Annotated in this window: 23 protein-coding genes and 1 other annotated feature; of the genes, 8 read left to right on the plus strand and 15 right to left on the minus strand. The window is 71.2% G+C overall.

What is annotated here, in order from left to right:
- Positions 1-181: 181 nt before the first annotated feature.
- Positions 182-694, plus strand: coding sequence for a hypothetical protein (locus NI17_RS18730; protein ID WP_068691260.1), 513 nt, complete (start codon positions 182-184; stop codon positions 692-694).
- Positions 691-2166 carry an SDR family oxidoreductase gene (locus tag NI17_RS18735; RefSeq protein WP_068691262.1) on the plus strand — a complete coding sequence of 492 codons (1476 nt, stop codon included), beginning with the start codon at positions 691-693 and terminating at the stop codon, positions 2164-2166. Before NI17_RS18730 ends, NI17_RS18735 begins: the two co-directional genes overlap by 4 nt.
- Before the next feature lie 335 nt (positions 2167-2501).
- Here the strand turns inward: NI17_RS18735 and NI17_RS18740 are convergent, their stop codons facing one another.
- From NI17_RS18740 to NI17_RS18775, 8 genes are all read right to left on the minus strand, one after another.
- Entirely contained in the window at positions 2502-3260 is a 759-nt protein-coding gene (locus NI17_RS18740; RefSeq protein ID WP_119268076.1) for a maleylpyruvate isomerase family mycothiol-dependent enzyme, read from the minus strand.
- A 101-nt stretch (positions 3261-3361) separates the two neighbouring features.
- Positions 3362-4129 (minus strand): maleylpyruvate isomerase family mycothiol-dependent enzyme, encoded by a 768-nt coding sequence (locus NI17_RS18745; protein ID WP_084012597.1) that lies wholly within the window; start codon positions 4127-4129, stop codon positions 3362-3364.
- 82 nt (positions 4130-4211) lie between these two features.
- On the minus strand, positions 4212-4973 hold the full coding sequence (locus NI17_RS18750; protein ID WP_234401918.1) for an alpha/beta fold hydrolase: 762 nt from the start codon (positions 4971-4973) through the stop codon (positions 4212-4214).
- 331 nt (positions 4974-5304) lie between these two features.
- Positions 5305-5877, minus strand: coding sequence for a putative glycolipid-binding domain-containing protein (locus tag NI17_RS18755; protein WP_068691270.1), 573 nt, complete (start codon positions 5875-5877; stop codon positions 5305-5307).
- 113 nt (positions 5878-5990) lie between these two features.
- On the minus strand, positions 5991-7523 hold the full coding sequence (putP, locus tag NI17_RS18760; RefSeq protein ID WP_068691272.1) for a sodium/proline symporter PutP: 1533 nt from the start codon (positions 7521-7523) through the stop codon (positions 5991-5993).
- A gap of 142 nt (positions 7524-7665) precedes the next feature.
- Complete coding sequence (locus NI17_RS18765) at positions 7666-8535, minus strand: SPFH domain-containing protein (protein ID WP_068691274.1); 870 nt, start codon at positions 8533-8535, stop codon at positions 7666-7668.
- A gap of 299 nt (positions 8536-8834) precedes the next feature.
- Positions 8835-9902, minus strand: a complete 1068-nt coding sequence (locus tag NI17_RS18770) for a ribonucleotide-diphosphate reductase subunit beta (protein ID WP_068691278.1) — start codon at positions 9900-9902, stop codon at positions 8835-8837.
- An 82-nt stretch (positions 9903-9984) separates the two neighbouring features.
- Entirely contained in the window at positions 9985-12471 is a 2487-nt protein-coding gene (locus tag NI17_RS18775) for a ribonucleoside-diphosphate reductase subunit alpha (protein WP_234401923.1), read from the minus strand.
- A 1011-nt stretch (positions 12472-13482) separates the two neighbouring features.
- Positions 13483-13596: a sequence feature (AL1L pseudoknot), on the plus strand.
- Between NI17_RS18775 and NI17_RS18785 the strand changes: the two genes are divergently transcribed.
- Together NI17_RS18785 and NI17_RS18790 are read left to right on the plus strand one after the other, a co-directional pair.
- Positions 13522-13941, plus strand: coding sequence for an IS3 family transposase (locus NI17_RS18785; protein ID WP_084012598.1), 420 nt, complete (start codon positions 13522-13524; stop codon positions 13939-13941). It overlaps the preceding feature by 75 nt.
- 276 nt (positions 13942-14217) lie before the next feature.
- Positions 14218-14616 carry a VOC family protein gene (locus tag NI17_RS18790; RefSeq protein WP_084012603.1) on the plus strand — a complete coding sequence of 133 codons (399 nt, stop codon included), beginning with the start codon at positions 14218-14220 and terminating at the stop codon, positions 14614-14616.
- 1 nt (position 14617) lies between these two features.
- On the opposite strand, the gene NI17_RS18795 is transcribed toward NI17_RS18790, so the two are convergent.
- Both NI17_RS18795 and NI17_RS18800 read right to left on the minus strand, forming a co-directional pair.
- Positions 14618-15325 carry a helix-turn-helix transcriptional regulator gene (locus NI17_RS18795; protein WP_068691284.1) on the minus strand — a complete coding sequence of 236 codons (708 nt, stop codon included), beginning with the start codon at positions 15323-15325 and terminating at the stop codon, positions 14618-14620.
- Between the two features lie 26 nt (positions 15326-15351).
- A complete protein-coding gene (locus tag NI17_RS18800; RefSeq protein ID WP_068691286.1) occupies positions 15352-16548 on the minus strand; it encodes a DUF418 domain-containing protein in 1197 nt (398 codons plus the stop codon).
- 146 nt (positions 16549-16694) lie between these two features.
- Here NI17_RS18800 and NI17_RS18805 point away from each other — a divergent pair, with 146 nt between their 5' ends.
- Complete coding sequence (locus NI17_RS18805) at positions 16695-17327, plus strand: TetR/AcrR family transcriptional regulator (RefSeq protein ID WP_068691288.1); 633 nt, start codon at positions 16695-16697, stop codon at positions 17325-17327.
- Between the two features lie 15 nt (positions 17328-17342).
- Here NI17_RS18805 and NI17_RS18810 read toward each other — a convergent pair whose 3' ends face one another.
- The 4 genes from NI17_RS18810 to cutA all read right to left on the minus strand — a co-directional run bounded on the left by NI17_RS18810 (position 17343) and on the right by cutA (position 20585).
- Entirely contained in the window at positions 17343-17897 is a 555-nt protein-coding gene (locus NI17_RS18810) for a hypothetical protein (protein WP_068691290.1), read from the minus strand.
- Positions 17898-17930: 33 nt separating this feature from the next.
- Positions 17931-19514: an NYN domain-containing protein gene (locus NI17_RS18815; RefSeq protein WP_068691292.1), complete on the minus strand. Its 1584-nt coding sequence runs from the start codon at positions 19512-19514 to the stop codon at positions 17931-17933.
- 160 nt (positions 19515-19674) lie between these two features.
- On the minus strand, positions 19675-20253 hold the full coding sequence (locus NI17_RS18820; RefSeq protein ID WP_394326755.1) for a hypothetical protein: 579 nt from the start codon (positions 20251-20253) through the stop codon (positions 19675-19677).
- Positions 20250-20585 (minus strand): divalent-cation tolerance protein CutA, encoded by a 336-nt coding sequence (gene cutA, locus NI17_RS18825; protein WP_068691368.1) that lies wholly within the window; start codon positions 20583-20585, stop codon positions 20250-20252. Before cutA ends, NI17_RS18820 begins: the two co-directional genes overlap by 4 nt.
- A 62-nt stretch (positions 20586-20647) precedes the next feature.
- On the opposite strand from cutA, the gene pyrE reads away from it, so the two are divergent.
- Positions 20648-21181, plus strand: a complete 534-nt coding sequence (pyrE, locus tag NI17_RS18830) for an orotate phosphoribosyltransferase (RefSeq protein WP_068691294.1) — start codon at positions 20648-20650, stop codon at positions 21179-21181.
- A gap of 34 nt (positions 21182-21215) precedes the next feature.
- Here pyrE and NI17_RS18835 read toward each other — a convergent pair whose 3' ends face one another.
- On the minus strand, positions 21216-21608 hold the full coding sequence (locus NI17_RS18835) for a RodZ domain-containing protein (RefSeq protein WP_068691296.1): 393 nt from the start codon (positions 21606-21608) through the stop codon (positions 21216-21218).
- A gap of 345 nt (positions 21609-21953) precedes the next feature.
- Between NI17_RS18835 and fbaA the strand changes: the two genes are divergently transcribed.
- Positions 21954-22976, plus strand: coding sequence for a class II fructose-bisphosphate aldolase (gene fbaA, locus NI17_RS18840; RefSeq protein ID WP_068691298.1), 1023 nt, complete (start codon positions 21954-21956; stop codon positions 22974-22976).
- Between the two features lie 122 nt (positions 22977-23098).
- Positions 23099-23515 (plus strand): DUF3151 domain-containing protein, encoded by a 417-nt coding sequence (locus tag NI17_RS18845; RefSeq protein ID WP_068691300.1) that lies wholly within the window; start codon positions 23099-23101, stop codon positions 23513-23515.
- Positions 23516-23663 lie beyond the last annotated feature (148 nt).

The following is a 23663-nucleotide window of genomic DNA, read 5'->3' on the forward strand; positions in this document are numbered from 1 at the left end:
CCGTCCTGTCCATAGCGTGTCACCCCGCCCGCGGCCGGTTCCCGGGGGCTCCCCGTCCCGGATCGGTGCGGGTGGTCTGCCGGTCCACTTCCCACCGGTGCGGCCACATCCCCGGACGATCCGTGATTTCCCGGTATCTCGCCTCCGACTGGGTAGGGGGTGGCCCGTCAGGGGGGTCAACATGAAGCTCAACAGGGACCGGCCGACCGAGCGTCGGCTCAGCAACGTCTACCGCTTCGGCGCCGGACTGACCGGTGCGGCACTGGTCGTCTTCGGTCTACTCAACGCGGCGGGGCGGACCGTGTTCCTCACCGACGGGGGCGAGGTGGTCCCGGGGGTCTCCACCGCCGAGGCCACCGGTTTCCTCGCGGTGGCACTCGGGTCGCTCCTGGTCGGCGGAGCGGTCGTCGGCGGAACGTTCGCCTCCAGCCTCAGCATCGTGCTGGGCGCGGTCTTCGTCCTGGGCGGCCTGGTGTCCCTGGTGCTGCTGGACACCCCGTACAACCTGCTGGCCCTGCGCCTGCCGAACGTGATCTCCGGTTTCGTCGTCGGCGTGGCGCTGCTGACGTCCGGCATGTACGGGCGGTTCAGCGGCCGTCTGCCCTACGACAACCCGTACTGGCGCTCCCGCCACCCGCACGCCGTCGAGGAGCCGCCCCGACGGCTGCGTCCCTTCCACGTGGGACGAGGATGAGTACGGTGGTGACGCTGGTCACGGGTGCGAGCGGCTACATCGGCGGTCGGCTCGTGCCCGAACTGCTGGGCTCCGGTCACCGGGTGCGCTGTCTGGCCCGCTCCCCGGAGAAGCTCCGCGACCACCCGTGGCGCGCGGACGTGGACGTCGTGCGGGGGGACGTGCTGGACCGGGAGAGCCTGGCTCCGGCTCTGGAGGGCGTGCACACCGCCTACTACCTGGTGCACTCGATGGGCGGTGGGACCGACTTCGCCCGCCGGGACGAGCGGGGGGCGCGCAACTTCGCCGCCGCCGCCCACGCCGCCGGGGTCCGCCGCATCGTCTACCTCGGCGGCCTCACCCCGAAGGGGGGCCGCCTCTCCCCGCACCTGCGTTCCCGGGCCCAGGTGGGCGACATCCTCCTGGCCTCGCCCGTGCCGACAGCGGTGCTGCGGGCCGCGGTCATCGTCGGCTCGGGTTCGGCCTCCTTCGAGATGCTGCGCCACCTCACCGAGCGGCTTCCGGTGATGACCACTCCCCGCTGGGTGGCCACCCGCGTGCAGCCGGTCGCGGTACGGGACGTGCTACGCCTGCTCGCGCGGTGCGCGGAACTGCCCGCCGACGTCAACCGCGCCTTCGACGTCGGCGGACCGGACGTCCTCACCTACGCCGAGATGATCCAGCGGTTCGCCCGCGTCGCCGGAATCCGGCGGAGGCTGATCATTCCCGTCCCGGTGCTCTCCCCCGGCCTGTCGAGCCTGTGGGTGGGCGTGGTCACCCCGGTTCCGGCCGCTGTCGCGCGCCCCCTGGTGGAGTCGCTGCGCAACGAGGTGGTCTGCCGCGAGAACGATCTGGCCGACCTGCTCGACGACCACGACCGGATGGGCTTCGACGAGGCGGTGCGCCTGGCGCTGCGCCGTGTCCGGGAGGCGCGGGTGGACACCCGGTGGTCGTCCGCTGCCTGGCCGTCGGCCCCCGCGGACCCGCTGCCCACCGACCCGGACTGGGCGGGCGGCTCGCTGTACGTCGACGAGCGGGTCCGCGCGGTCGCGGCGCCCCGCGAGGCGCTGTGGCGGGTCATCGAGGGAATCGGCGGCGCGCGCGGCTGGTACTCGTGGCCGCTGGCGTGGGCGGCGCGCGGCTGGCTGGACCGGTTGGGCGGCGGGGTGGGTCTGCGGCGGGGACGCCGCGACCCGGACCGACTGCGCGTGGGCGACTCCCTCGACTTCTGGCGGGTCGAGGAGATCGAACGCGGTGCGCTGCTGCGGCTGCGCGCCGAGATGCGGCTGCCCGGATCGGCCTGGCTGGAGTTGCGCGCGGACACCGAGAACGGGACCACCCGCTACCGGCAGCGCGCGCTGTTCCGCCCGCGCGGCCTCGGCGGCCACCTGTACTGGCACGGCGTCACCGTCTTCCACGGGATCGTCTTCGACTCGATGGCCACCAACATCGCCGCCGCGGCCGTACGCGAGTCCGCCCACCAACCGGCGTGATCCGGACCACAGCGTGAAGGGCGTGCTGCGCGGGCCCACCGTCACCGGTGGGGGCGTCAGCGCGGCCGGTGCGGCGTCGGCCGCGACCTTCGCCGCTGGTCGCGGTGCCGCCGCGGCCGTTCCCGCTCCGGTCGGCGTTCCTGGCCGCTCTCGGAGTGCTGCTGGACGCACTGGTCGTGCGCTCCCCGACGGTTTGCGCACTCGGTCCGGACGTGGGCCGCGCGATGGGGATGGCCCCAGCCGACCGGCCCGCCGGTCCTGCCCCCGGGCGCGTCCCGCACCGGCTTCGGGCGGGGCGTCTCCGGAGGCTTCCCGACAGCTCCGCCGCCCCGGGATCAGGACCAGACCACGTGGGCCCTGGTACGCCACAGCTCCAGGACGGAAGCGTCCCCGGTCACGGTGAGACCGGTGGCGCCGCGCCGGTTCCACAGCAGCGCGTACAGGTCACCGGCGTTCCCGGTGACCGTGCACTCGGCGGCGCCCTCGGCCCGTTCGGTGTCCACGCCGTGCGGCGCGATGGTGACCAGCCAGGCGTCGCCGGTGTCGACGGCCCGCACGGCCAGCGTGCGGGGCGGGTCGGCGGTGATCCGCCCGTTGCGTCGGGCGAAGAAGCCGAAGAGCAGCTCGTCGACGCCGTCGACCGCGAGGTCGGCGGACACCGCAGCGGTGCCGCCCGCCGCCGCCTCGGCGTCCATCCGGTGCACCGCGGTCTCGTGGGCCTGGCGGCGCGCCCAGAACGCGACCGGGGAGGGAGCGGGCAGGAAACTCCAGCACTCGACCGCGGGATCCGCCGCCGCCAGGGTCTCCACGAGCCGGGTGTGCCCCTCACGGAACCAGTCGACCAGTCCGCCGTCGTCCGGCCGGGTCCCCGTGATCCGCTTCGCGTCCTCCGCTCCCGGCGGCCGGGCGAGCGGCCCGCCCACGATCGCCGCCGCCCAGCGGTGTACCCCGCCGGTGTGCCGCAGCAGGTCCCGCACCCGCCAGTCGGGGCAGGTGGGAACCTTCGCGTCCAGTCCAGCGGCCTCGGCGGCGTCGGCCATGCGCGCACCCTCCACGCGCAACCAGTGGACATGCTCGTCCCGTTCCACCGTCACCTCTCCTCGTCTCCGGGGGTCGTGCCGCTTCGGAGACCCCCCGGGCACGTCGGCGGAGAGGGGTCTCTGCGGGTTCGGGGCCGTTCGGCGTCCGTGCCGCCTCAGTCCCAGGGCCAGATCACGTGAGCTCTGGTACGCCACAGTTCCAGGACGGAAGCGTCCCCGGTCACGGTGAGACCGGTGGCGCCGCGTCGGTTCCACAGCAGCGTGTACAGGTCACCGGCGTTCCCGGTGACCGTGCAGTCGGCCATCCCGTAACCGCGTGCGGTGTCCACGCCGTCCGGTCCGATGGTGACCAGCCAGGCGTCGCCGGTGTCGACGGCCCGCACGGCCAGCGTGCGCGGCGGCTCGGCGGTGACCTGCGGGTTGCGGGAGGTGAAGAAGTGACGCAGGATCTCGTCGACGCCGTCGGCCGCGAAACCGGCGGACACCGGGGTCGCGCCTCTTCCCGCGGCCTCGGCGTCGATGCGGTGGATGGTCGTCTCGTGGGCCTGGCGGCGCGCCCAGAACTCCACCGGGGACGGCGCCGGTTGGAAACTCCAGCACTCCGTGTCCAGGTCCGCCGCTCCCAGGACGTCCACGAGCCGGGCGTGGCCGTCCCGGAACCAGGGGAGCAGTCCGTCGTCGTCCTCCGGCCAGTCGCGCACGATCGCCGCGTGCTCCTCTCCCCGGGGACGCTTCGTCAGCCGCCCGCCCACGATCGCCGCGGCGAACCGGTGCACTCCGCCGGTGTGCCGCAGCAGGTCCCGCACCCGCCAGTCGGGGCAGGTGGGAACCTTCGCGTCCAGTCCGGCGGCCTCGGCGGCGTCGGCCATGCGCGCACCCTCCACGCGCAACCAGCGAACGTGGTCGTCTCGTCGCGTCCTCACCGTTGTTCACCTCCAGGGGGCATACCTTCTCAAGGCAACCACACGGTGTTCAGGCGCGAATCGGCGGATCGACCGAAATCGTTCAGAACCGGGCCGCGGACTGCTCGACGGCCCGGGTGGTCCCCATGATGGCGGCCGACACCAGCGCCGGCCGGTCCGCCATGGGCACGTGGCCGCACCCCGGCAGGCTGACCAGGCGGGCGTGCGCGATGCGCGCGGCGGCCCGGCGCGCCGCACGCGGGGTGAGGATGCGGTCGCGGTCCCCCCAGCCGACGGTCACCGGACACTCCACGGTGTCCGCGGTGAACGAGTAGGCGGCGACCTCGGGAGCCAGCCGGGTGAAGGGAGATCCGGCGGAGAGCACGGTGGCGTCGAAGCGCACGTCGTTGTGGTGCCGGATGTCGGGGTCGCCGCGCAGCACCCGCCGCGCGACGGTCCGCATGAGCGGGCTGTCGGCCACTGCCACCCGGATGTGTTCGGGCACCCGCGCGGCCACTCCCATCCCCAGGGTGAGCAGACGGTTTCCCACGTTCTCGGGCCCGACGGTGAATCCGATGGGCGAGAACACGGTGGCCGAGGCGGCGGTTCCGCGCGCGGCCAACTCCAGTGCGATCGCTCCGCCCAGCGAGTTGCCCGCCAGGTGCGGTCTGCGCAGCCCCAACCGGGCGCAGAACCGCTCCACCGCGTCCACCAGCCAGGCGATGTCGTAGCGCTCCCCCGCACCGGGCGCGCTGGAGGCGCCGAAGCCCGGCAGGTCCAGCGCGATCACGTCGTGCGCGGTGTCCAGCATCCGCAGCACCGGCCGCCACGCCTGCCTACGGTGTCCCAGTCCGTGCAGCAGCACCAGAGGGCTGCCGCCTCCCCGTCTTTCGTAAACAATTCGCGACTCCCCCATGAATCACAGCTGTACCCGAGGAGGAAAAGGACATGCCCAAACGTCGAGCCCCACGGAATTCACACACGTTATGGCAGGTTTTCCGATACTTTTCCCACCGGACCGCCGCCCCGGTCGGCGGCGGTCCCTCCGGCCTGCCGATCCGGCGGGAGCCGACGTTGCCCGTCCAGCCGATTCCCGCCCTCAGCGGCGGCTGGGCGGCCGACGACCTCGACCGACCGGAGCGGCCTCGCCATCGACGTGGCCCCCAGGGGACTGGCGCGGTGACCGGAACCGCCGCTCACGGAATCCGGCGGGCCAGGCGCTCGTAGTCGACGACCATGCCGTTACCGTCCACGGTCAGGCCGAACGCCCCGAATCCGGAGTCGCGGTACTCGTAGCGGTCCAGCCCCTCCGAGGGGGGCAGGCGGGTGTAGCGCTGCCGCATCCGCTTGACCTTCAGTCCCGGCACGTCCACCCAGGCGACGTGGATGTCCCGGTGCTCTCCCGGTTCCAGTCCCAGGCGGCGGATGGGCAGCGTGTTGGTGAGCGGGGCCGCCGCCACGTCCACGTCCACGCACCCCTCCAGCTCGGGGGCCGCCGTGCCGTTGACCGTCCACTGCCCCGCCCGGTTCACCAGTTCCAGGGTGTGCGTGCCGCGCGCGTCGACGACGTCCACCCGAGCCTCCCTGGTCGTCCACGCCAGGTCGGTGTGCACGCTGAACCGGCACGAATAGCGTTCTCGCAGGTCGGCGACGACCTCACCGGCTTCCAGGCGGAACCCGCGCCGTTCGGTGACGAGGGTGCCGACGCAGAGCCCCTCGGCGACGTCAAGCCGGGACCAGGCGACAGGGAGCTCGTTCTTGGGGCTCATGTCGACCGTTCTACCGGTATTTCCCGCTTTGATGCCACACCCGGTGTCCGGTTCGTGACGCGGCGGAGGGCGCTTTCCGGTGGGCGTGGTCCGCCCTCCGCCGACGCCGGAGGTCAGGTGCCGCTCGCGACCTCCTCCTCGACCCTCCGGAAGTCCGCCGCCAACTGTTCCGTCGTCTTCGGACCGAGCGGGTTGAGCGCGAGGATCGCGACCACGGAGGCGAGCACCGCCGGGACCATCGCGTACAGGCCGACCGGGTCGACGCTCGGCCAGACCAGCGCGACCGCGCCGCCCGCGACCATGCCCGCCAGCGCGCCCACCCAGTTCATCCGGCGCCAGTACAGCGCCAGCACGATGACCGGACCGAACGCCGCGCCGAACCCGGCCCAGGCGTAACCCACGAGTTCGAGGACGCTCTCCTCACTGGTGAGAGCGAGGGCACCGGCTGCGACCGCCACCCCGACCACGGCGAACCTGCTGGGCCAGACCGGCGCGGTGGGCGAGGCGCCGCGGCGGACGAGAACGCGGTAGCCGTCCTCGGTCAGCGCCGCGGCGGCGACCAGCAGTTGCGAGTCGGCGGTGCTCATCACCGCGGCGAGGACCGCCGAGAGCAGGAAGCCCGCGACCCACGGGTTCATGAGCGTCTGGATCAGCGACAGGAACACGCTCTCGGGGTTGCCCAGCGGCTCGTCGAAGTAGGCGATGCCGACGAACCCGACGAGGACGGCCAGGGCCATCGCGGTGACCGCCCACGCGACGCTGACCACTCTGGCCCTGGCGATGTGGGCGACCGAGCGGATGCCCATGAACCGGGCCAGGATGTGCGGCTGCCCGAAGTAGCCGATTCCCCAGGCCAGGCCGGAGATGATCACCAGAACGCCGAGGGTGTCGGTGGGCCGCCACGCGCCGTCGGACAGGGACACCCCGCCGAACGCGGAGAAGAGGGCGTCACCGCGCGCGGTCACCCCGTCGACGACCCCGCCGAAGCCGCCGAGCGCGACCAGGGCGGCCACGAGGACCGCCAGCAGCGCGAGCCACATCATGACCGCCTGGATCACGTCCGTGAAGCTGACCGCGAGGAAACCGCCGAGGAAGGTGTAGAGCACGATGATCGAGGCGCCCAGGACCACCGCCACCGCGCCCGGCAGGTCGAAGACCTGGTCGAACAGCACGGCCATGGCGACCAGGCCGGAGGCCACGTAGAACAGGTAGAACACCAGGATGAGCAGGGCGGAGACGCCGCGCAGCAGGCCGCGCCGCTCACCGAACCGGTTCTCCAGGAAGGACGAGAGGGTCAGGGAGTCGGACTCCCCTCCGCTGCGGGCGTCCGTGGCGCGTTCGGTGTAGACCCGCAACCGGGGCGCGACGACGCGCCAGCTCGCGTAGAAGCCGACGGCCAGACCGACCGCGATCCACGCCTCACCCAGGCCGGAGAGGTAGATCGCGCCGGGCAGGCCCAGTAGCAGCCAGCCGCTGAAGTCACTGGCGTTGGCGCTGAGGCCGGACACCCAACTGTTGAGTCGGCGTCCGCCGAGGAAGAAGTCGGAGGGGGATGATGTGCGCCGGTACATCCACAGGCCGATGCCCACCATCACCGCGAAATAGGCGGCGAAGGTGAGCACCGAGGCCAGTACGGAGTCGGTCATGGGGGGCTCCTCACTACCCGCAACCGGGCAAAAGTGACTTAAGCCACATAGTGCTTCCGGAGAACGCCCCGATCAACCCCCACCCCGCCTCCGGCGGCAGGACGGGGCCGCTCCACGGGGAGCAGCCCCGTCACCGGAACGGTCAGTCGTCACCGCGAGGAGTGATGTTGACCCCGCCGCCGGACGGCACCGGAATCACCTCGATGTCGCCGTTCTTCAACGCCTCGTAGAGGACGTAGCCCTCGGGGCCGAGAACCTCGACGAGCTGCTCGATCGCCTCCAACTCCATCTCGACGCGCTTGTTCTCCTCCTCCTGGGCGGCCGTCTCCTCGATGGCCGTCTGCGCCTTGGTGAGGGCCTCGCGCACGTCCGCCGGCGGAACCGGCTGCTGGATCGTCAACTGCGGGGCGCCGCACTCCTGGCCCTCGGCGCCGGTGTAGTCCAGGGAGCAGAAGAACTCGCCGCCGCCCTGCTCCGCGATGTAGGCGGACAGCAACTCCCCGACCTTCTTCTCCCACTCGGCCTTGGCCTCGGCCGAGGTGTACAGGTCGCGCCAGGAGTAGTCCTTGCTGGCGTCGTCGAGGGCGCGGTTCAACGGCTGCCCGATGTAGGTGGCCAGCATCCGCACCCAGCCCGCGTCGGTGTCGGCGTCGTACTTCAGCCCGATGCGCTCGTGCCACTCGCGCAACGTCTCGCAGGTCGGGTTGAGGGTGAACGTGACCACCCCCTCCACGGTCAACTCCAGGTCGTCGTTGGACACGACGGTGGCCGGGGGCGCCTCGGCGTGCTCGGAGCCGCTGAACGTGAACGTGCGCTGGCCGCCCGGGTAGACGAAGGTCTGGTCACCGGGGCCGTAGTACTCGCGCTCACCGGGCTCGACACAGTTGTCGAACGTGGTGGAGGAGAACGCTCCGGAATCGTACTCCAACCCCACCTGGTCGGGTCCGGTGGACACGGAGCAGGCGGTGAGTCCCAGCACGGTCAGGGCGGCAGCGATACGGGGGGTCTTCACTGGGCGTCCATCTCCCTGTCGGTCGTCCTCCCCCCGGGAGCGCCGGGCGGGGAGGAGCGGGGACCGGTGTGCTCGGCGACGGACCGGGCCGCGGCCGACTCCGAGACGTGTCACATGCCGTGGGGCCGTGGCCACCGGTCGGGTTCACATCTTCTCTCTTCGGAGTCCCGAAGACACCCCCCGGTTCCCCGTCCGGCCGATCCCCCGCGACGCGGCGGGGCCGCGGCCCCGCCGCAGAATTCTCCCAGAGGGGGTTCTCCCCCTCCGCGGGAGAGGGAGAGCCACCGTGTAGTCCCGGGTCAGTCCCAGGACAGGCCGCCGCCCGTCTGGTACTCGATCACCCTCGTCTCGAAGAAGTTCTTCTCCTTCTTCAGGTCCATCATCTCCGACATCCACGGGAACGGGTTCTCCGTCTCGCCGAAGATCGGAGCCAGTCCGATCTGCTCGGCGCGGCGGTCGGTGACGAAGTGCATGTACTGCTCGCACAACTCCGCGTTGAGGCCCAGAATGCCGCGCGGCATGGTCTCCCGGCCGTAGGCGACCTCCAACGCGCACGCCTCGACGAGCATGGTGCGCACCTCGTCCTGGAACTCCTCGGTCCACAGGTGCGGATTCTCGATCTTGATCTGGTTGATCACGTCGATGCCGAAGTTCAGGTGGATGCTCTCGTCGCGCAGGATGTACTGGTACTGCTCGGCGACCCCCACCATCTTGTTGCGCCGCCCCAGCGACAGGATCTGCGCGAACCCGGTGTAGAACCACATGCCCTCGAACACCACGTAGAAGGCGACGAGGTCGCGCAGGAACGCCTGGTCCGCCTCCGGTGTGCCGGTGGTGAAGTCCGGGTTCTCCAGGTTGCGGGTGTAGCGCAGCGCCCACGCGTCCTTCTCGGTGATCGAGGGCACCTCGCGGTACATGTTGAACAGCTCGCCCTCGTCCAGGCCGAGGCTCTCGCAGACGTACTGGAAGGTGTGCGTGTGCACGGCCTCCTCGAACGCCTGCCGCAGCAGGTACTGGCGGCACTCGGGGTTGGTGAGGTGCCGGTAGACCGCCAGCACGATGTTGTTGGCCACCAGCGACTCGGCGGTGGCGAAGAAGCCGAGGTTGCGCTTGATCATGAGCCGCTCGTCCTCGGTGAGGCCGTCGGGAGACTTCCACAGCGCGATGTCGGCCTGCATGGCGACCTCGGTCGGCATCCAGTGGTTGTTGCATCCGGCCAGGTACTTCTCCCACGCCCAGCGGTACTTGAGCGGCAGCAGCTGGTTGACGTCGGCGCGGGAGTTGATCATCCGCTTGTCCGTGACGTCGACGCGGGCGGCGCCGCTCTGGATCTCACCGAGACCGGTGCTGTCGGCGGTGGTGGTCATGGGTTCCTTTCGGTTCGCTCGGGGCGCGGCCGTGCCCGCCCCGGGAGGGCACGGCCGCGGGAGAGAGGGGGAGCGGCGCCCGCTACTGGCAGGCTTCGCAGTCGGGGTCGTCCAGCGAGCAGAACGCTGCGTCCGGGTCGAGGTCGGGGGCCGGCGCCGCTCCGGGGGCCGGGTTCGGCGGGACGGCGGTCGGGCGGGGCGACGGGCTCGGGGAGGGAGTGGGCGACGGACTCGGGGAAGGCGCCGCGGCCGCCACGGGCGCGACCGCGTTGAGCCTGCCGTCGGTGCCCCTGAGCGTGCTCTTCTCCACGTGCGTGGCGCTCTGCGACCGCAGGTAGTAGGTGGTCTTGAGCCCCCTGCGCCAGGCCCGCCGGTACAGCTCGTCGAGCTTGCGTCCGCTCGGCTCGGCCATGTACAGGTTCAGCGACTGCGCCTGGTCGAGCCACTTCTGCCGCCGCGACGCCGCGTCCACCAGCCAGGACGGGTCGATCTCGAAGGCGGTGGCGTACAACCGCTTCAGGTCGTCGGGCACCCGGTCGACCGCACCGAGGCTGCCGTCGTGCAGCTTCAGCGCCGCCACCGTCTCCGCGTCCCACAGGCCGCGCTCCTTGAGGTCGCGCACCAGGTGGGGGTTGACGACGGTGAAGTCGCCGGACATGTTCGACTTGACGAACAGGTTGCGGTAGATCGGCTCGATGGACTGGCTGACGCCGGTGATGTTGGCGATGGTCGCGGTCGGCGCGATCGCCATCACGTTGGAGTTGCGCATCCCGGTGGTCCGCACCTTCTCGCGCAGCGTGTCCCAGTCCAGCCGCCGGGTGGTGTCCACCTCCAGGTCGCCGCGGCGCGCGTCGGCGAGCAGCTCCAGCGAGTCGATCGGCAGGACTCCCCGGCTCCACAGCGACCCGTCGAAGGAGGCGTAGGCGCCGCGCTCGGCCGCCAGGTCCGCGGAGGCCTCGATGGCGTGGTAGCTGATCAGCTCCATGCTCTCGTCGGCGAACTCCACGGCCTCCTGGGAGGCCACGGGCAGCCGCAGCGTGAACAGCGCGTCCTGGTAGCCCATCAGCCCCAGGCCGACCGGGCGGTGCCGCAGGTTGGCGCGTTCGGCCTCGGGAATCGTGTACAGGTTCACGTCGATGACGTTGTCGAGCATGCGCACGGCGGTGCGCACGGTCCGGCGCAGCCGCTCGGCGTCCAGCCCGTCGGGGCCGACGTGGTTGGCCAGGTTCACCGAGCCGAGGTTGCACACGGCGACCTCGTCGACGCTGGTGTTCAGGGTGATCTCGGTGCACAGGTTGGAGGAGTGCACCACGCCGACGTGCTGCTGCGGGGAGCGCAGGTTGCACGGGTCCTTGAAGGTGATCCACGGGTGGCCGGTCTCGAACAGCATGGTGAGCATGCGCCGCCACAGGTCCACGGCGCGCACCCGGCGGAACACGCGGATCTCGCCGCGGTCGGCGGCGCGCTCGTAGCCGACGTAGGCGCGCGCGAAGTCCTCGCCGTAGCGGTCGTGCAGGTCGGGCACCTCGTCGGGGGAGAACAGGGTCCACTGGGCGTCGCTCTCGACCCGCTCCAAAAACAGGTCGGGCACCCAGTTGGCGGTGTTCATGTCGTGGGTGCGGCGGCGCTCGTCACCGGTGTTCTTGCGCAGGTCGAGGAATTCCTCTATGTCGATGTGCCAGGTCTCCAGGTAGGCGCAGACCGCGCCCTTGCGCTTGCCCCCCTGGTTGACCGCCACCGCGGTGTCGTTGGCGATCTTGAGGAACGGGACGATGCCCTGGCTCTTGCCGTTGGTGCCGTTGATGTGGGCGCCGAGGCCGCGCACGGGCGTCCAGTCGTTGCCGAGTCCGCCGGAGTACTTGGACAGCAGGGCGTTGTTGCTGATGCCGTGGAAGATCTGGGCGAGGTCGTCGCTGACGGTGGTGAGGAAGCAGGAGGAGAGCTGGGGGCGGCGGGTGCCGGAGTTGAACAGGGTGGGGGTGGAGCACATGAAGTCGAACGAGGACAGCAGCTCGTAGAACTCGACGGCTCGCGCGTTCCGGTCGTCCTCGCGCAGCGCCAGGCCCATGGCCACGCGCATGAGGAACGCCTGCGGCAACTCGTAGCGGGTGCCGTCGCGGTGCAGGAAGTAGCGGTCGTAGAGGGTCTGCAGGCCCAGGTAGGTGAAGCCCAGGTCGCGTTCGGGGCGCAGCGCCGCGCCGAGCCGGTCCAGGTCGAAGTCGGCGAGTTCGGGGGTGAGCTGTTCCAGTTCGATGCCGCGCGCGACGTAGGAGCGCAGGTATTCGGGGTAGCGGCGGGCCATGTCCGCGTGGGTGGCCTCGTCGCGGCGTCCGCTGAGGAAGGTCAGCGCCTCCCTGCGGAGCTTGTCCAGCAGCAGTCGGGCGCTGACGTAGGAGTAGTCGGGGTCGACTTCGACGAAGGTGCGCGCCGCCATGATCAGCGCGAGTTCGAGTTCGGCGGGGGTGATGCCCGGGTACAGGCCCCGCCGGGCCTCCGCGACGACCGTCTCCGCCGACGCGCCGGGCAGTCCCTGGCACGCCTCGGCGACCACCTGCCTGATCCGCTCCATGGGGACGGCGGAGGGGATCGGGGCGGAATCGACGTCCGTGTCGATGGTCAAGGTGGCTCCAACCTGGTAGGTGACAACCGGTTGGGGGATTGGCGGAAACCGCGCACACCAAAGGAGCACGTGACGTGCGATCGTGAACTCTCCCCGTTGCGCGACGGCTCTACCGAACCCCCGTGTCTGTGCGCTGCGAGCGCGTGCCGGTGGCGGGATTCCGGGGTCGCGGACGCGTCGCTTCTCCGCGTCCTGTCCGCCTCTGGCCGTTCCCGACCCTGAACCAGTGCCTGACCGCGACCTCTGTCCCGTTCAGCACTGTGGAACAGCCCTGAGAGCACACCGCTTCCCGCCGCCGAGGCCCTGTGTCCCGCGGCGAACCACCGGCGGGGCACGACTCTACAACACATCATCTAGGGGTGCTCACCGGAAAGAGACACAACATCATGGTGTGTCGGTTCTTGACTTTCACTATGTGAAATCGCGAGGCAACTCTCGATGAGAGTGCTGTTGTTCCTGCCGATACGGGCCTGTCTCCCCTTCCGCCCAAGGCCCCTGTCCAGAAGGTCACCAGCAGGGTGGCAGGAGCGCGTACCACCCCTGCCACTACGGCAAACATGGCCAGGAGCGGATATGGACTCTCGCCCTCGCGTGTGAATGACGACTCCGTGGAGTACGTGACTCCTCGTACTGTTCCGTACCGGGTGTGATGGAGGCTTTGGTGTGTCCCGCGTTTTTCGGAGTCGGATTCCTGGATTCTGGGGCCACGTGACCTCAGGGAGGGCATCGTGGGACGTCGTGGATACCCGGCCGAGTTCCGGCCACACGCCCCGGGGTGAATCGCCCGCATCGCCGACCAGCCCGGCGTCAACCGCGAGACGCCGCGCACCTGGGTGGCCCGGGCCGAGGTCGACGCCGGGCAGCGTCCCGGCACCACCACCGACCAGGTTCGAAGGATCACCGAACTCGAACGCGAGGTGCGTGAGCCGCGGCGGGCCAACGCGATCCTCACATCCGCGTCGGCTTTTTCGCCGCAGGACCCGACCGCCCACACATCGAGTGGTCGCCTTCATCGCCGCTCACCGCGCCGAGTTCGGGGTCGAGCCGATCTGCGCAGTGCTGCGGGTCGCCCCGTCCACCTACTACGCGGCCAGGCCCCGGCCGCCCTCGCCGCGCTCGCGCACTGATGCGGCCACCAGCGAGGCGGTCGCCAAGGTGCACGCCGACAACCACGGCGTCTACGGGGTGCGCAAGGTCCACGCCGAGCTGAACCGCCAAGGCCACCGGGTACTCGACACGTGGCTGCTGCCCGGCGGTCACCTGGAGGCCGAGGGCACCGACCTGCTGGCCGCGTCCCCGCGCGAACTGGCGGAGGAGACCGGTCTGCGCCCCGAGCGGGTGGTCCCCGAGGGGGGAAACCGACGCGGTCCCACTCGACATCGACATCCACCGCTTCCCCGCCAACCCGGCCGAGGATGAACCCGAGCACTGGCACTTCGACTTCCGCTACCTGCACCAACCCCACAGCCGTGAGGTGCGCCTCCAGACGGAGGAGGTCACCGACCACGCCTGGCGTCCCACCCCGGACGTCCCCTCTCCACGTCCGGCCGCCAAACTCGCGGCCTCTCAGCGTCGGTAACCCCGGCAACCGATGACGTCGCACGTGACACCGGGATATCCGGCGTCGTCGCCGCACAGGCTCGCGTGTCCGTTTCCTTCAAGACCGTGCCGGAGGGCTCCGCCTACGGTGGCCGCATGGCTGTCACGTTGAACTACATCGGCATCACCACCTCGGACATGGCGCGTTCGCTGGCGTTCTACCGGCGGCTCGGCCTCGACATCCCCGCCGAGGCCGACTCCCAGCCGCACGTCGAGGTGGTACTCGGCGGCGGCATGAAGCTCGCCTGGGACACCGACGAGGTGGTCCACGCCTTCGATCCGGACTGGAGGGGCGACGGAGCCGCCGGACGGGTCGGGCTGGCCTTCGCCTGCGGCAGCCCGGACGAGGTGGACGCCGTCTACGCCGACCTGACCCGGGCGGGCTACACGGGCCTGCTGAAGCCCTGGAACGCGGAGTGGGGGCAGCGGTACGCCGTGGTGCGCGACCCCGACAACAACTCCGTGGACCTGTACGCGCCCCTGACCGAGGGGTGAGTCAGGCGTCCAGCAGCGCGCCCGGCGGCAGACCGGTCAGGGCGCGCACCTCCCGGGTGAGGTGGGGCTGGTCCGCGTAACCGGTTCGAGCCGCGGCCTCGGCCAGCGGCGTCCCGGACCGGACCAGATCCAGGGCGCGGTTCAGCCGCAGGACGCGGTCGAGGGTCTTGGGGCCGTAGCCGAACGCGACCAGGCAGCGTCTGCGCAGTTGGCGCTCGCTGAGGCCGACCGCCGCGGCCACCGCACGCACCCGCGCCCCCGAGGAGCCGCCCGCTCCGGCCCGCAGGCGGGCCAGCACCTCCACGGCCACCGGGTCGGCCAGCCCCTCGCGCAGCGGCAGCGCGGTGATGTCCGCCTCCAGCGCCCCGGCGGGGTCGGACGCGGCGGCCACACGCTCGGTGATCCGCCGGACCAGGGAAGCGGGCCACAGTTGGTCCAGCGGCACGCGCGCGTCGCGCAGCTCGGCGGCGGGCGCTCCCAGGACCACCGGTCCGCGGCCGGGAGCGAACCGGAGCCCGGCGTGGACGTCGCCGGAGGTCTCCCGAACCAGTTGCGCCGTGGTGTCGGGACCGGCCACGAGCAGCCCGCCCCGCGTCCAGACGATGTCCATGCATCCGTCGGGCAGCACCCGGCGCTCCCCCGGGTGTTCGGGAGCCCGGTACCGCCACAGCACCGCGCCCGCCACGGTCGACGGTCTCTCCTGGTACACGTCCGCGTCTCCGGTTCGTCCGGCGACTACCCGCCCGGTGTCGCCGCAGGTCTTCTCGGTCCGTAGGCGAGGCGGCGCAGCAGCGTCTCGGCCGGTCCGCGGCGGCCCGCCCTACGACCGAACTCCGCGACTCCCACGGTAGCGAGCCACACGGCGGCACCCGCCAGAACGGTCCCGGTCACCCCGAGACGGGGGTGCAGGTTCAGCGTGTAGGGCAGGAACAGCACCACCCAGGCCACCGACTGCAGCAGATAGCAGGTCATCGACCACTGGCCGCAGGCGGCCAGTGCGGTGACGAACGGCCCCCGGCGGTTCTCCAGACGCACGGCGAGCAGGGCGATGAGCGCGGCGTAGCCGAGACCGCCCGCGTATCCGGTGAGCGTGTGCAGGTGGAAGAACGCCCACGCCACCGCGTCCGTCGGTACCTCGATCCGGCCGGTGGCCACCAGCATCTGCGGTATCCCGCCCAGAGCCGCAACGGGAATCCCGAACAGCGCGGCGCGGCGCAGCAGTCGCAGGTGTTGTCGGGGTCGCTCCAGCAGCCGTCTCCGCGCGGCCCAGACGCCCACGAGGAACGGTCCGGCCGAGGTGATGGCGAGGAGTACGGTGAGAACCGGCCAGACCGTGGCGCGGATGGCGGCGTCGGTGAGCGGACCGACCTCCACGGCCTCTGCTCCCGGGTGCGCGGTGAGGCCGGTGATGGCGAAGACCGCCACCGTGTAGACCAGCGAGCCCAGGACGAGCCAGGCGCCGGCGTGCGTCCGGAGCCGCTCGGAGGCCGTGTGCACCGCGCCCGCGAAGAGCAGCGCGATCAGTCCGTAGGCGCCCAGGATGTCGCCGGAGTACAGCAGCAGGGCGTGGAGGAGTCCGAACAGCAGCAGCCACCGGCCGCGCCTGCGCACGACCCTGCGCGTTCCCGCCGCGTCCAGGCCCGCGGCCCGCTGCCGGTCGGTGATCATGACCAGTCCGTAGCCGAACAGCGCCGCGAACATGGGGTAGCCGCGGGCCTCGGCGAACAGGGTGACGACCGCGGTGGTGACGGCGTCCACGGGGGTGAGCGTGCCGGTGTGCTCGCCGCCCGCGAGGTAGGGGGCGACGAAGAGGTAGGCGTGGACGACGGCGATGACCAGCAGCATCGCACCGCGGGCGAGGTCGGGGGTGAGTGACCGCTCGGTGACTGCGGTGGCGCCCACGGCGGGTGGTGGGGCGGTGGAAGGGGTCATCGGTGCTCCCGTTCGTTCCGGACTGGTGGAAGGCTTGGACACATGGGGGGAGGGGCGCGTGGTTCCGCAGCACCTCTTGGATACGCAAGCGTATCCAATGGCGGCCGAAAAAGATACGGTCACGTATCCAACAGTGGAGAAGAGTCATGACTGACGAACAGGGAACGCGCGCCTCCGACCGCTCCCGGCGGCGGGGCGCGGAACTCGTCTCGGCCATCCACCGCTCGGTGATCGAGGAAGCCCTCCAGGCCGGTGTGAACGGGCTGACCATGGAGGGCATCGCCAAGCGCGCGGCCACCGCCAAGACCGTGCTCTACCGGCGCTGGTCCTCACCCCAGGAGATCCTCCTGGACGCGCTCCACGCGACCTACCCCCGGGAGACTCCCGCCCCCGAGGCCGACGACCTGCGCGGCGACCTGCTCCGCAGCCTGCGGCAGATGGCGGACTGGATGGGGCAGCCGACCGGGCGCGTCATAGGCGAGGTGATGCTCGAACGGCACCGCCACCCCGAACTGGTCGAGTCGCTGTACAAGCGGGTGTTCGACGCGCGCGGCGGCCGGTTCACCCTCACCGTCATGCGGCACTACGCCGAGCGCGGCGTCGTCGACCCCGCCCGCGTGACCCCGGTCGTGGCCGACATCGGCGAGGCGCTGCTCATCAAGTACATGACCGACAACGGCCGCCTCCCCGACGACGAGTGGATCGCCGCGGTCGTGGACCAGGCGATCCTGCCCGCCCTGGGCGTGGCCCCCGAGCGGGCGGCGCGGTCGTCGGCCTGACCGGGCGGCCGGACCTCACCCGTCCAGCAGTCCGTCGAGGTGGTCCTCGCCCAGCCCCAGGTCGAGGCGGATGCGGTAGCGGATGCGCAGCAGTTCCATCAGCAAGTCGTGCATGTACGGGGAGACGTCCTGGTGCCGGAAGCACTCCACGCCCCTGGTGGCCCAGACGTGCGCGTTCTCCAGGTCGGAGTGGGCCAGCAGGGTCTCGGCGACGTGGATGTAGGTGGGGAGGTTGCGGGCTCCCACGGCCCTGAGCCGGTCGAGCTGGGCGTAGGCCTCGCCGACGCGGTTGAGTTCCAGCAGCGCCCCCGCCAGGAGCGCCCGGGCGTCGATGATGGTCTCACCGCCGTCGTCGATCGCCCGCTGGTAGGCCATCGCCGCCCGCTCCGCCTCCTGCGCCATCTCCCACTGCTCACCCGCGCGCACGAAGAGCTCGGCCCGGCAGATCTCGCTGTCGGCCGCCACCCGGTTGGCGAGGTCGATCAGCTCCTCGGCGACCGCGATATGGTCTCCGGACTGCACGGCATGGAACTCCAACCGGTCAAGGTCGGCTGTCGTCACGCGGGTCATCGCGGTCCTTCCTGCTCCTCGCGGCCCCGGTGGTCACGTGCGGGAGCGCTCCAAAGCATCCCAGAAGCCCTGGCGCAGCGCGTGTCTGACCTCGTCCCTCAGCAGGAAGTCCACGGGCAGTGCGGACCCCTGGAGCAGACGGGCTTCCAGGTCGGAGGGCATCCGGGGTTTGCGCGCCAGTACCGCTTCCAGCCACAGCACGGGAGCGTCCCGAGCGATCGACTCGGCGAAGTCGTTGCCCTCCCTGTGGGCGACGGCGACGGCCTCCTCGATCGTGCGGCCGCCGGAGGGGTGGTACCCGAGGCGCGGTGCGGGATCGGTGTAGGCGCCCTGGTGGGTCTGGTTGTTCTGTGGACGGGGGCCAGCAGCGGATTCGAACCCCTGCCGGGTTCGTTGAGCGCTCCGGTACCGGGAGTCAGCTCCCGTACTGGCCCCAAAAGTAGGGTTTGGGCCGGTGTTACCCCCAAACCCCGGGTTCTCACCCGTGTTGCCGTACCGCGGGTCGGGGGGAATCTCCCGTGCTGGTGGTGGGGCCTCCCGTTCGTAGGAGCCGCCCACCATCGGGTCCCGGGGGTCCCGGGGCGGGGCCTGGTGCTGGTTGGACTGGCCCTGCCCCTGGGGTGGATAGCCCTGGGGGCGCATGCTCGGATGCGCGCCGGTCTGGGGCGCGGCGTGGCTGGGCTGGGCGCCGGTCGGAGCGCTGCCGCCCATGCCCGCCATGCCGGGGTGGGCTCCGGTGCCGTGCTGGTGCGGGTAGCTCCCCGGGTTGAGGGAGGGCTGGCCTCCGGTGCGCGGCTCCATGGCGGAGGCGTTCTGCGCGGCGAGGTGGTCGCCGCGCTGCTGGGCGAGGCTCTGGCGCATCGCGCGCAGTTGCTCCATCGCGCTGCCCGAGGCGGCCGGCTGGGCACCCGTCGCCGCGAACATGGCCTCCATCGTCGCCGCCGCGGGCTCGACCCGGGAGGCTCCCGGATGGGCCGTGGCGGGCTGGCGGGTCGAGGGGCCCGTGTTGGGACGCGACCGGCCGTTCGACAGCGGACCGCTCTGGCCGGACGGGATGGTGTCGTCCGCCGGTCCCGCTCCCGCCTCCAGGAGGTTGACGTGCGGGCGCAGGTGTCCCGCGCCGATCTCGATGAGGTCGTCGCACTCGCGGCGGAGCGCACGCGAGATGGTCCAGTTCCCCTCGATCGAGATGTTCACCACGGTGACCCGGACGCCGAGCTCCTGGACCTCGGCGACGACCGGAGCCATGTCCTCGTCGCCGCAGATGAGCACCGCGTCGCAGATCGCGCGGCTCTGGGCCAGCGGGATCAGGTCCTTTTGCACATAGTTCTCGACGCCTTCTCTCCGACCGGGGCGGATGCGGGCGGCGCGGAACTTCACACCGGGGATGTCCGCGATGCCTTCCTGCTCCTGGGAACGGCGACCGTCGGTCACCGCTTCGTACCAGTAGCAGCGCAGCAAGGGCAGTCCCGTGCGATCGCGGGCGACCTCGTTGAGGAGTTGCACGAGCGCCGCGTGGTCCCACGACACCGAGTCGCGGTCGCGTGTCCCGTGCACCGCCATCGCGCCCTCGGCCAGGAGGTAGCCGGCGTCGACGAACAGCGCGCAGCGATCCACGTGACACCGCCCCTTCCTTGGTTCTGGTGGCCTCGGACGCGCTGTGCGGCCGAGCTTGGTCCAGCAGTCGGATTCGGCCAGACTAGGGCCGGGCCACAGCCTAGCCAAGTCTGTGCGGTTTGTGGGGCGACTCTACCGGCGAAGGTCCTACATCCTCCGGTCACAGCTCCGCGGCCAGGGCCAGCAGCTCCTCCGCCAGAGGACGCCCGGCCGTGTGGCGCACCGGCCAGGAGCGCAGCTCCGCCAGCCGGGCCGGATGGGCGTAGGCGTCGCCGGTGCGCAGGTAGCCGCAGGGCGCGTCGGGCCAGTCGGCGGTCATCGGCAGCGGTTCGGTGAAGAACCCGGGCGGCCGCACGGGCGGGTCGAGGTGCTGCTGGGCGGCGGAGAGCTCGGCCCGCGTGGGCGTGCCCGGCTGTGGGACGAGCGCGTCGACCAGGACGTATCCGGCGACCGCGCGGTGGGCCGCGCGCTGCGCGGCGGCGATCGCGGGCAGCAGCGGTCCGGCCGCCCCGGACGCCACGAGCAGCAGCGGCCCGGCCGGGTCGGCGGCGGCGATCTCCAGGGCGGCGCGCGCCACGTAGCGGGACGCGTAGGGCGGACGGTCGTCGTCGGTGACCTCGGCGACGACGACCTCGGCTCCCCGTTCCGCGAGGTCGTGCGGCAGGCTCCCCCAGTCCGCGGCAGTACCCAGCGGGCTGTGCAGCAGCACCAGGCAGGGCAGGTCCGCCCGGCCGGTCACGGTCGGGGCCGGGTGGACTCGGTGACCCAGTCGAGGTACTCGGGGTTGCCGCCCTCGACGGGGACGGCGACGATCTCGGGAACCTCGTAGGAGTGCCGGTCGACCAGGTGCGCGGTCAGCTCGGCCAGCCGGTCGTCGGCCGTCTTGAACACGATCCGCCACTCCTCGTCGGTGTGGACGCGCCCCTCCCACCGGTACACGCTGGTGATGGGGCCGCTGACCTGGGCACATGCGACCAGGCCGGCGTCCACCGCCTCCTCTGCCAGGGTCTGGGCCTCCTCGCGGCCGCCCGCGGTGACCTCGACCCGCACGTGGCCGACGTCGCCCTCGATGTGCGTCAAAGCGCGCTCCCTCGACTGCCCGACGGTGACCGGCACGCTCTAGGCTCACAGCCATGAGCGACCGTGACGATCTTCTGCGACAGATCAACGATAAGGCCGTTGTGCACGGCAGGGTGACTCTCTCCTCGGGGGCCGAGGCCGACTACTACGTGGACCTGCGCCGGATCACCCTGGACGGGGAGAGCGCGCCGCTGGTGGGGCGGGTGATGCTGGACGCGACCGCCGACCTGGACTACGAGGCGGTCGGCGGGCTGACCCTGGGCGCGGACCCGGTGGCCACCGCCATGCTGCACGCGGCGGCGGCGCGGGGGCGCCGTCTGGACGCGTTCGTGGTGCGCAAGGAGGGCAAGGCGCACGGGTTGCAGCGCCGTGTCGAGGGCCCCGACGTCCGCGGCCGCCGGGTGCTCGCGGTGGAGGACACCTCGACCACCGGAGGGTCGGTGCTGACGGCCGTGACCGCGCTGCGCGAGGCGGGCGCCGAGGTGGTCGGCGTGGCCGTGATCGTGGACCGGGGCGCGCGGGACAGGATCGCCGGTGAGGGGCTGACCTACCGGGCGGCCTACACGTTGGACGACCTGGACGTCTGACCGCCTGTTCCGCTCCGCCGCGCCCGGGGGCGGGTCACTCGGCCACGGCGGTGAAGGTGTAGTCGGGGTCCTCCTCACTGACGTCCCTGGGGTCGCCGTTGACGCGTACCTCGACCGCGGAGGGAGTGCCCAGGGTGACGTCCATGCGTGGCTTGTCGTAGGAGACGTACTCACCCTGGGTCATGGTCGTGTCGATGAGCACCTCGCCTCCGGGAATCCGGACGAGCACGTCGCTGGACTCCCCCACCACCTGGATGCGCAGCACTTCCGTGTCCTCGGCGGAGGCGTCGGGCTCCGAAGGTGCGGAGAGGGCGCCGGACTCGCTGGGCACCAGGACGTCGCTGTTGCCGGGAAGGGAACGGTAGAAGAAGTACCCGCCCAGCACGACGAGGGTGACCAGCAGCACGATCGCCCCGGCGATCGCCAACGCCTGGCCGATGCCTCTCGGATCATTGCGATGTCGTCCCACGATGCTGAATGTAGCGCGAATCACCCATAACAATCGACAGTGGCACGACTCTCGTCTTTTCTCACACCGGGTCGGTGACCACGCGGAGCCGGCTCCTCACCGGGGATCACGCTCCGCGGCGCTTCGGACACCTGTTGCGCGCGGGTGACGTTCACGGCATTGTGGTCTAGACCTTTCGCGAAAGACCCGCCGTTCGGAATACTTGGCGGGTGATCCGGCGAGAACCCGTCGTGAAAAAATCGATGTGACGGACCTTCGAGGCTGGCCCGTCACCACTCCAGGCCAATCAGGGGAGTCAACACCATGCCTATCGCAACGCCTGAGGTCTACGCCGAGATGCTGGGCCGCGCGAAGTCCCAGGGCTTCGCCTACCCGGCGATCAACGTGACGTCGAGCCAGACCCTGCACGCGGCCCTGCGCGGCTTCGCCGAGGCCGAGAGCGACGGCATCGTGCAGATCTCCACCGGCGGCGCCGAGTTCCTGTCCGGCGCGACCGTCAAGGACATGGTCACCGGTTCGGTCGCGTTCGCCGAATACGCCCGGATCGTGGCCGACAAGTACCCGGTCAACATCGCGCTGCACACCGACCACTGCCCCAAGAACAAGCTCGACGGCTTCGTGCGCCCGCTCCTGGAGATCTCCAGGGAGCGCGTGGCCAAGGGCCAGGAGCCGCTGTTCCAGTCCCACATGTGGGACGGCTCCGCCGTGGAGCTCGAGGAGAACCTGCAGATCGCCGAGGAGCTGCTGGCCGCCTCCAAGGAGGCCCGCACCATCCTGGAGATCGAGGTCGGCGTGGTCGGCGGCGAGGAGGACGGCATCGTCGGCGAGATCAACGAGAAGCTCTACACCACGCCCGGCGACGGTCTGCGCACCGCCGAGGTCCTCGGCCTCGGTGAGAAGGGCTACTACATGGCCGCCCTGACCTTCGGCAACGTGCACGGCGTCTACAAGCCGGGCCACGTGAAGCTGCGTCCGGAGGTCCTCAAGGACATCCAGGACGCGGTGGGCGCCAAGTACGGCAAGGAGAAGCCGTTCGACCTGGTCTTCCACGGCGGCTCCGGCTCCAGCCTGGAGGAGATCCACGAGGCGATCTCCTACGGCGTGGTGAAGATGAACATCGACACCGACACCCAGTACGCGTTCACCCGGCCGATCGTCGACCACGTCATGAAGAACTACGACGGCGTGCTGAAGGTCGACGGCGACGTCGGCAACAAGAAGGTCTACGACCCGCGCTCCTACGGCAAGGCCGCCGAGGCGGGCATGGCCGCGCGGGTCGTCGAGGCCACGCAGCAGCTCAAGTCCGCCGGCAACCGCATGAAGTAGGAGCCGCGGAAGCGCTCCGCCGCGCGCGAGGCCCCCGGGCGACGGCTTCCGGGGGCCTTTCCGCGCCCTTCCGCACCGCCCGTTCCGGTCGCGGCCGAGGGCTGCCTGGCAGGATGGGGGGCATGGAGCCGAACCAGAACCTGTTGGGCGGTCCGCCGCCCACCGAACTGCCCGACCAGCCCGAAGCGCGCGAGGCCCTGGCCTCGGGAACCGACCCGGCCGAGGTCGCGGCGCGCTTCCCCGCCTACCCGGCCGCCTGGGCCGCGCTCGCCGAACGCGCCTACGAGGGGGGCGAGGACGTCGCCGCCTACGCCTACGCGCGCACCGGCTACCACCGGGGGCTGGACCAGTTGCGCCGCAGCGGGTGGAAGGGGCACGGCCCGGTCCCGTGGGAGCACGAGCCCAACCGCGGTTTCCTGCTCTCGCTGTACTACCTCGGCAAGGCCGCCGAGGCGATCGAGGAGACCGAGGAGGCCGAGCGGTGCGCCGCCTTCCTCCGGGACAGCAGCGAGACGGCGGCCAAGGCGCTCCAGGGCTGACCGCGGGCCGCCCACGGGCACCGCGGGCCGCACCGTCCGCTTCCGTTTCCACAGCCTCTGACTGGGGGTTATCGGTCGTGTAACCTCTATGTGCAAGAGCCCCTGCCGCTTCTTGCGCCAGGGGCTTCGGCACGTCCGGGGCACACCG

Origin of the sequence: Thermobifida halotolerans (assembly GCF_003574835.2) — a bacterium.
Lineage (GTDB): Bacteria > Actinomycetota > Actinomycetes > Streptosporangiales > Streptosporangiaceae > Thermobifida > Thermobifida halotolerans.

Coding starts and splice junctions, on each gene's coding strand:
- NI17_RS18730 (WP_068691260.1), top strand. CDS start 182: ATGAAGCTCAACAGGGACCGGCCGACCGAGCGTCGGCTCAGCAACGTC.
- NI17_RS18735 (WP_068691262.1), top strand. CDS start 691: ATGAGTACGGTGGTGACGCTGGTCACGGGTGCGAGCGGCTACATCGGC.
- NI17_RS18755 (WP_068691270.1), bottom strand. CDS start 5,877: ATGAGCCCCAAGAACGAGCTCCCTGTCGCCTGGTCCCGGCTTGACGTC.
- putP (WP_068691272.1), bottom strand. CDS start 7,523: ATGACCGACTCCGTACTGGCCTCGGTGCTCACCTTCGCCGCCTATTTC.
- NI17_RS18770 (WP_068691278.1), bottom strand. CDS start 9,902: ATGACCACCACCGCCGACAGCACCGGTCTCGGTGAGATCCAGAGCGGC.
- NI17_RS18775 (WP_234401923.1), bottom strand. CDS start 12,471: ATGGAGCGGATCAGGCAGGTGGTCGCCGAGGCGTGCCAGGGACTGCCC.
- NI17_RS18790 (WP_084012603.1), top strand. CDS start 14,218: ATGGCTGTCACGTTGAACTACATCGGCATCACCACCTCGGACATGGCG.
- NI17_RS18800 (WP_068691286.1), bottom strand. CDS start 16,548: ATGACCCCTTCCACCGCCCCACCACCCGCCGTGGGCGCCACCGCAGTC.
- NI17_RS18805 (WP_068691288.1), top strand. CDS start 16,695: ATGACTGACGAACAGGGAACGCGCGCCTCCGACCGCTCCCGGCGGCGG.
- NI17_RS18810 (WP_068691290.1), bottom strand. CDS start 17,897: ATGACCCGCGTGACGACAGCCGACCTTGACCGGTTGGAGTTCCATGCC.
- pyrE (WP_068691294.1), top strand. CDS start 20,648: ATGAGCGACCGTGACGATCTTCTGCGACAGATCAACGATAAGGCCGTT.
- fbaA (WP_068691298.1), top strand. CDS start 21,954: ATGCCTATCGCAACGCCTGAGGTCTACGCCGAGATGCTGGGCCGCGCG.
- NI17_RS18845 (WP_068691300.1), top strand. CDS start 23,099: ATGGAGCCGAACCAGAACCTGTTGGGCGGTCCGCCGCCCACCGAACTG.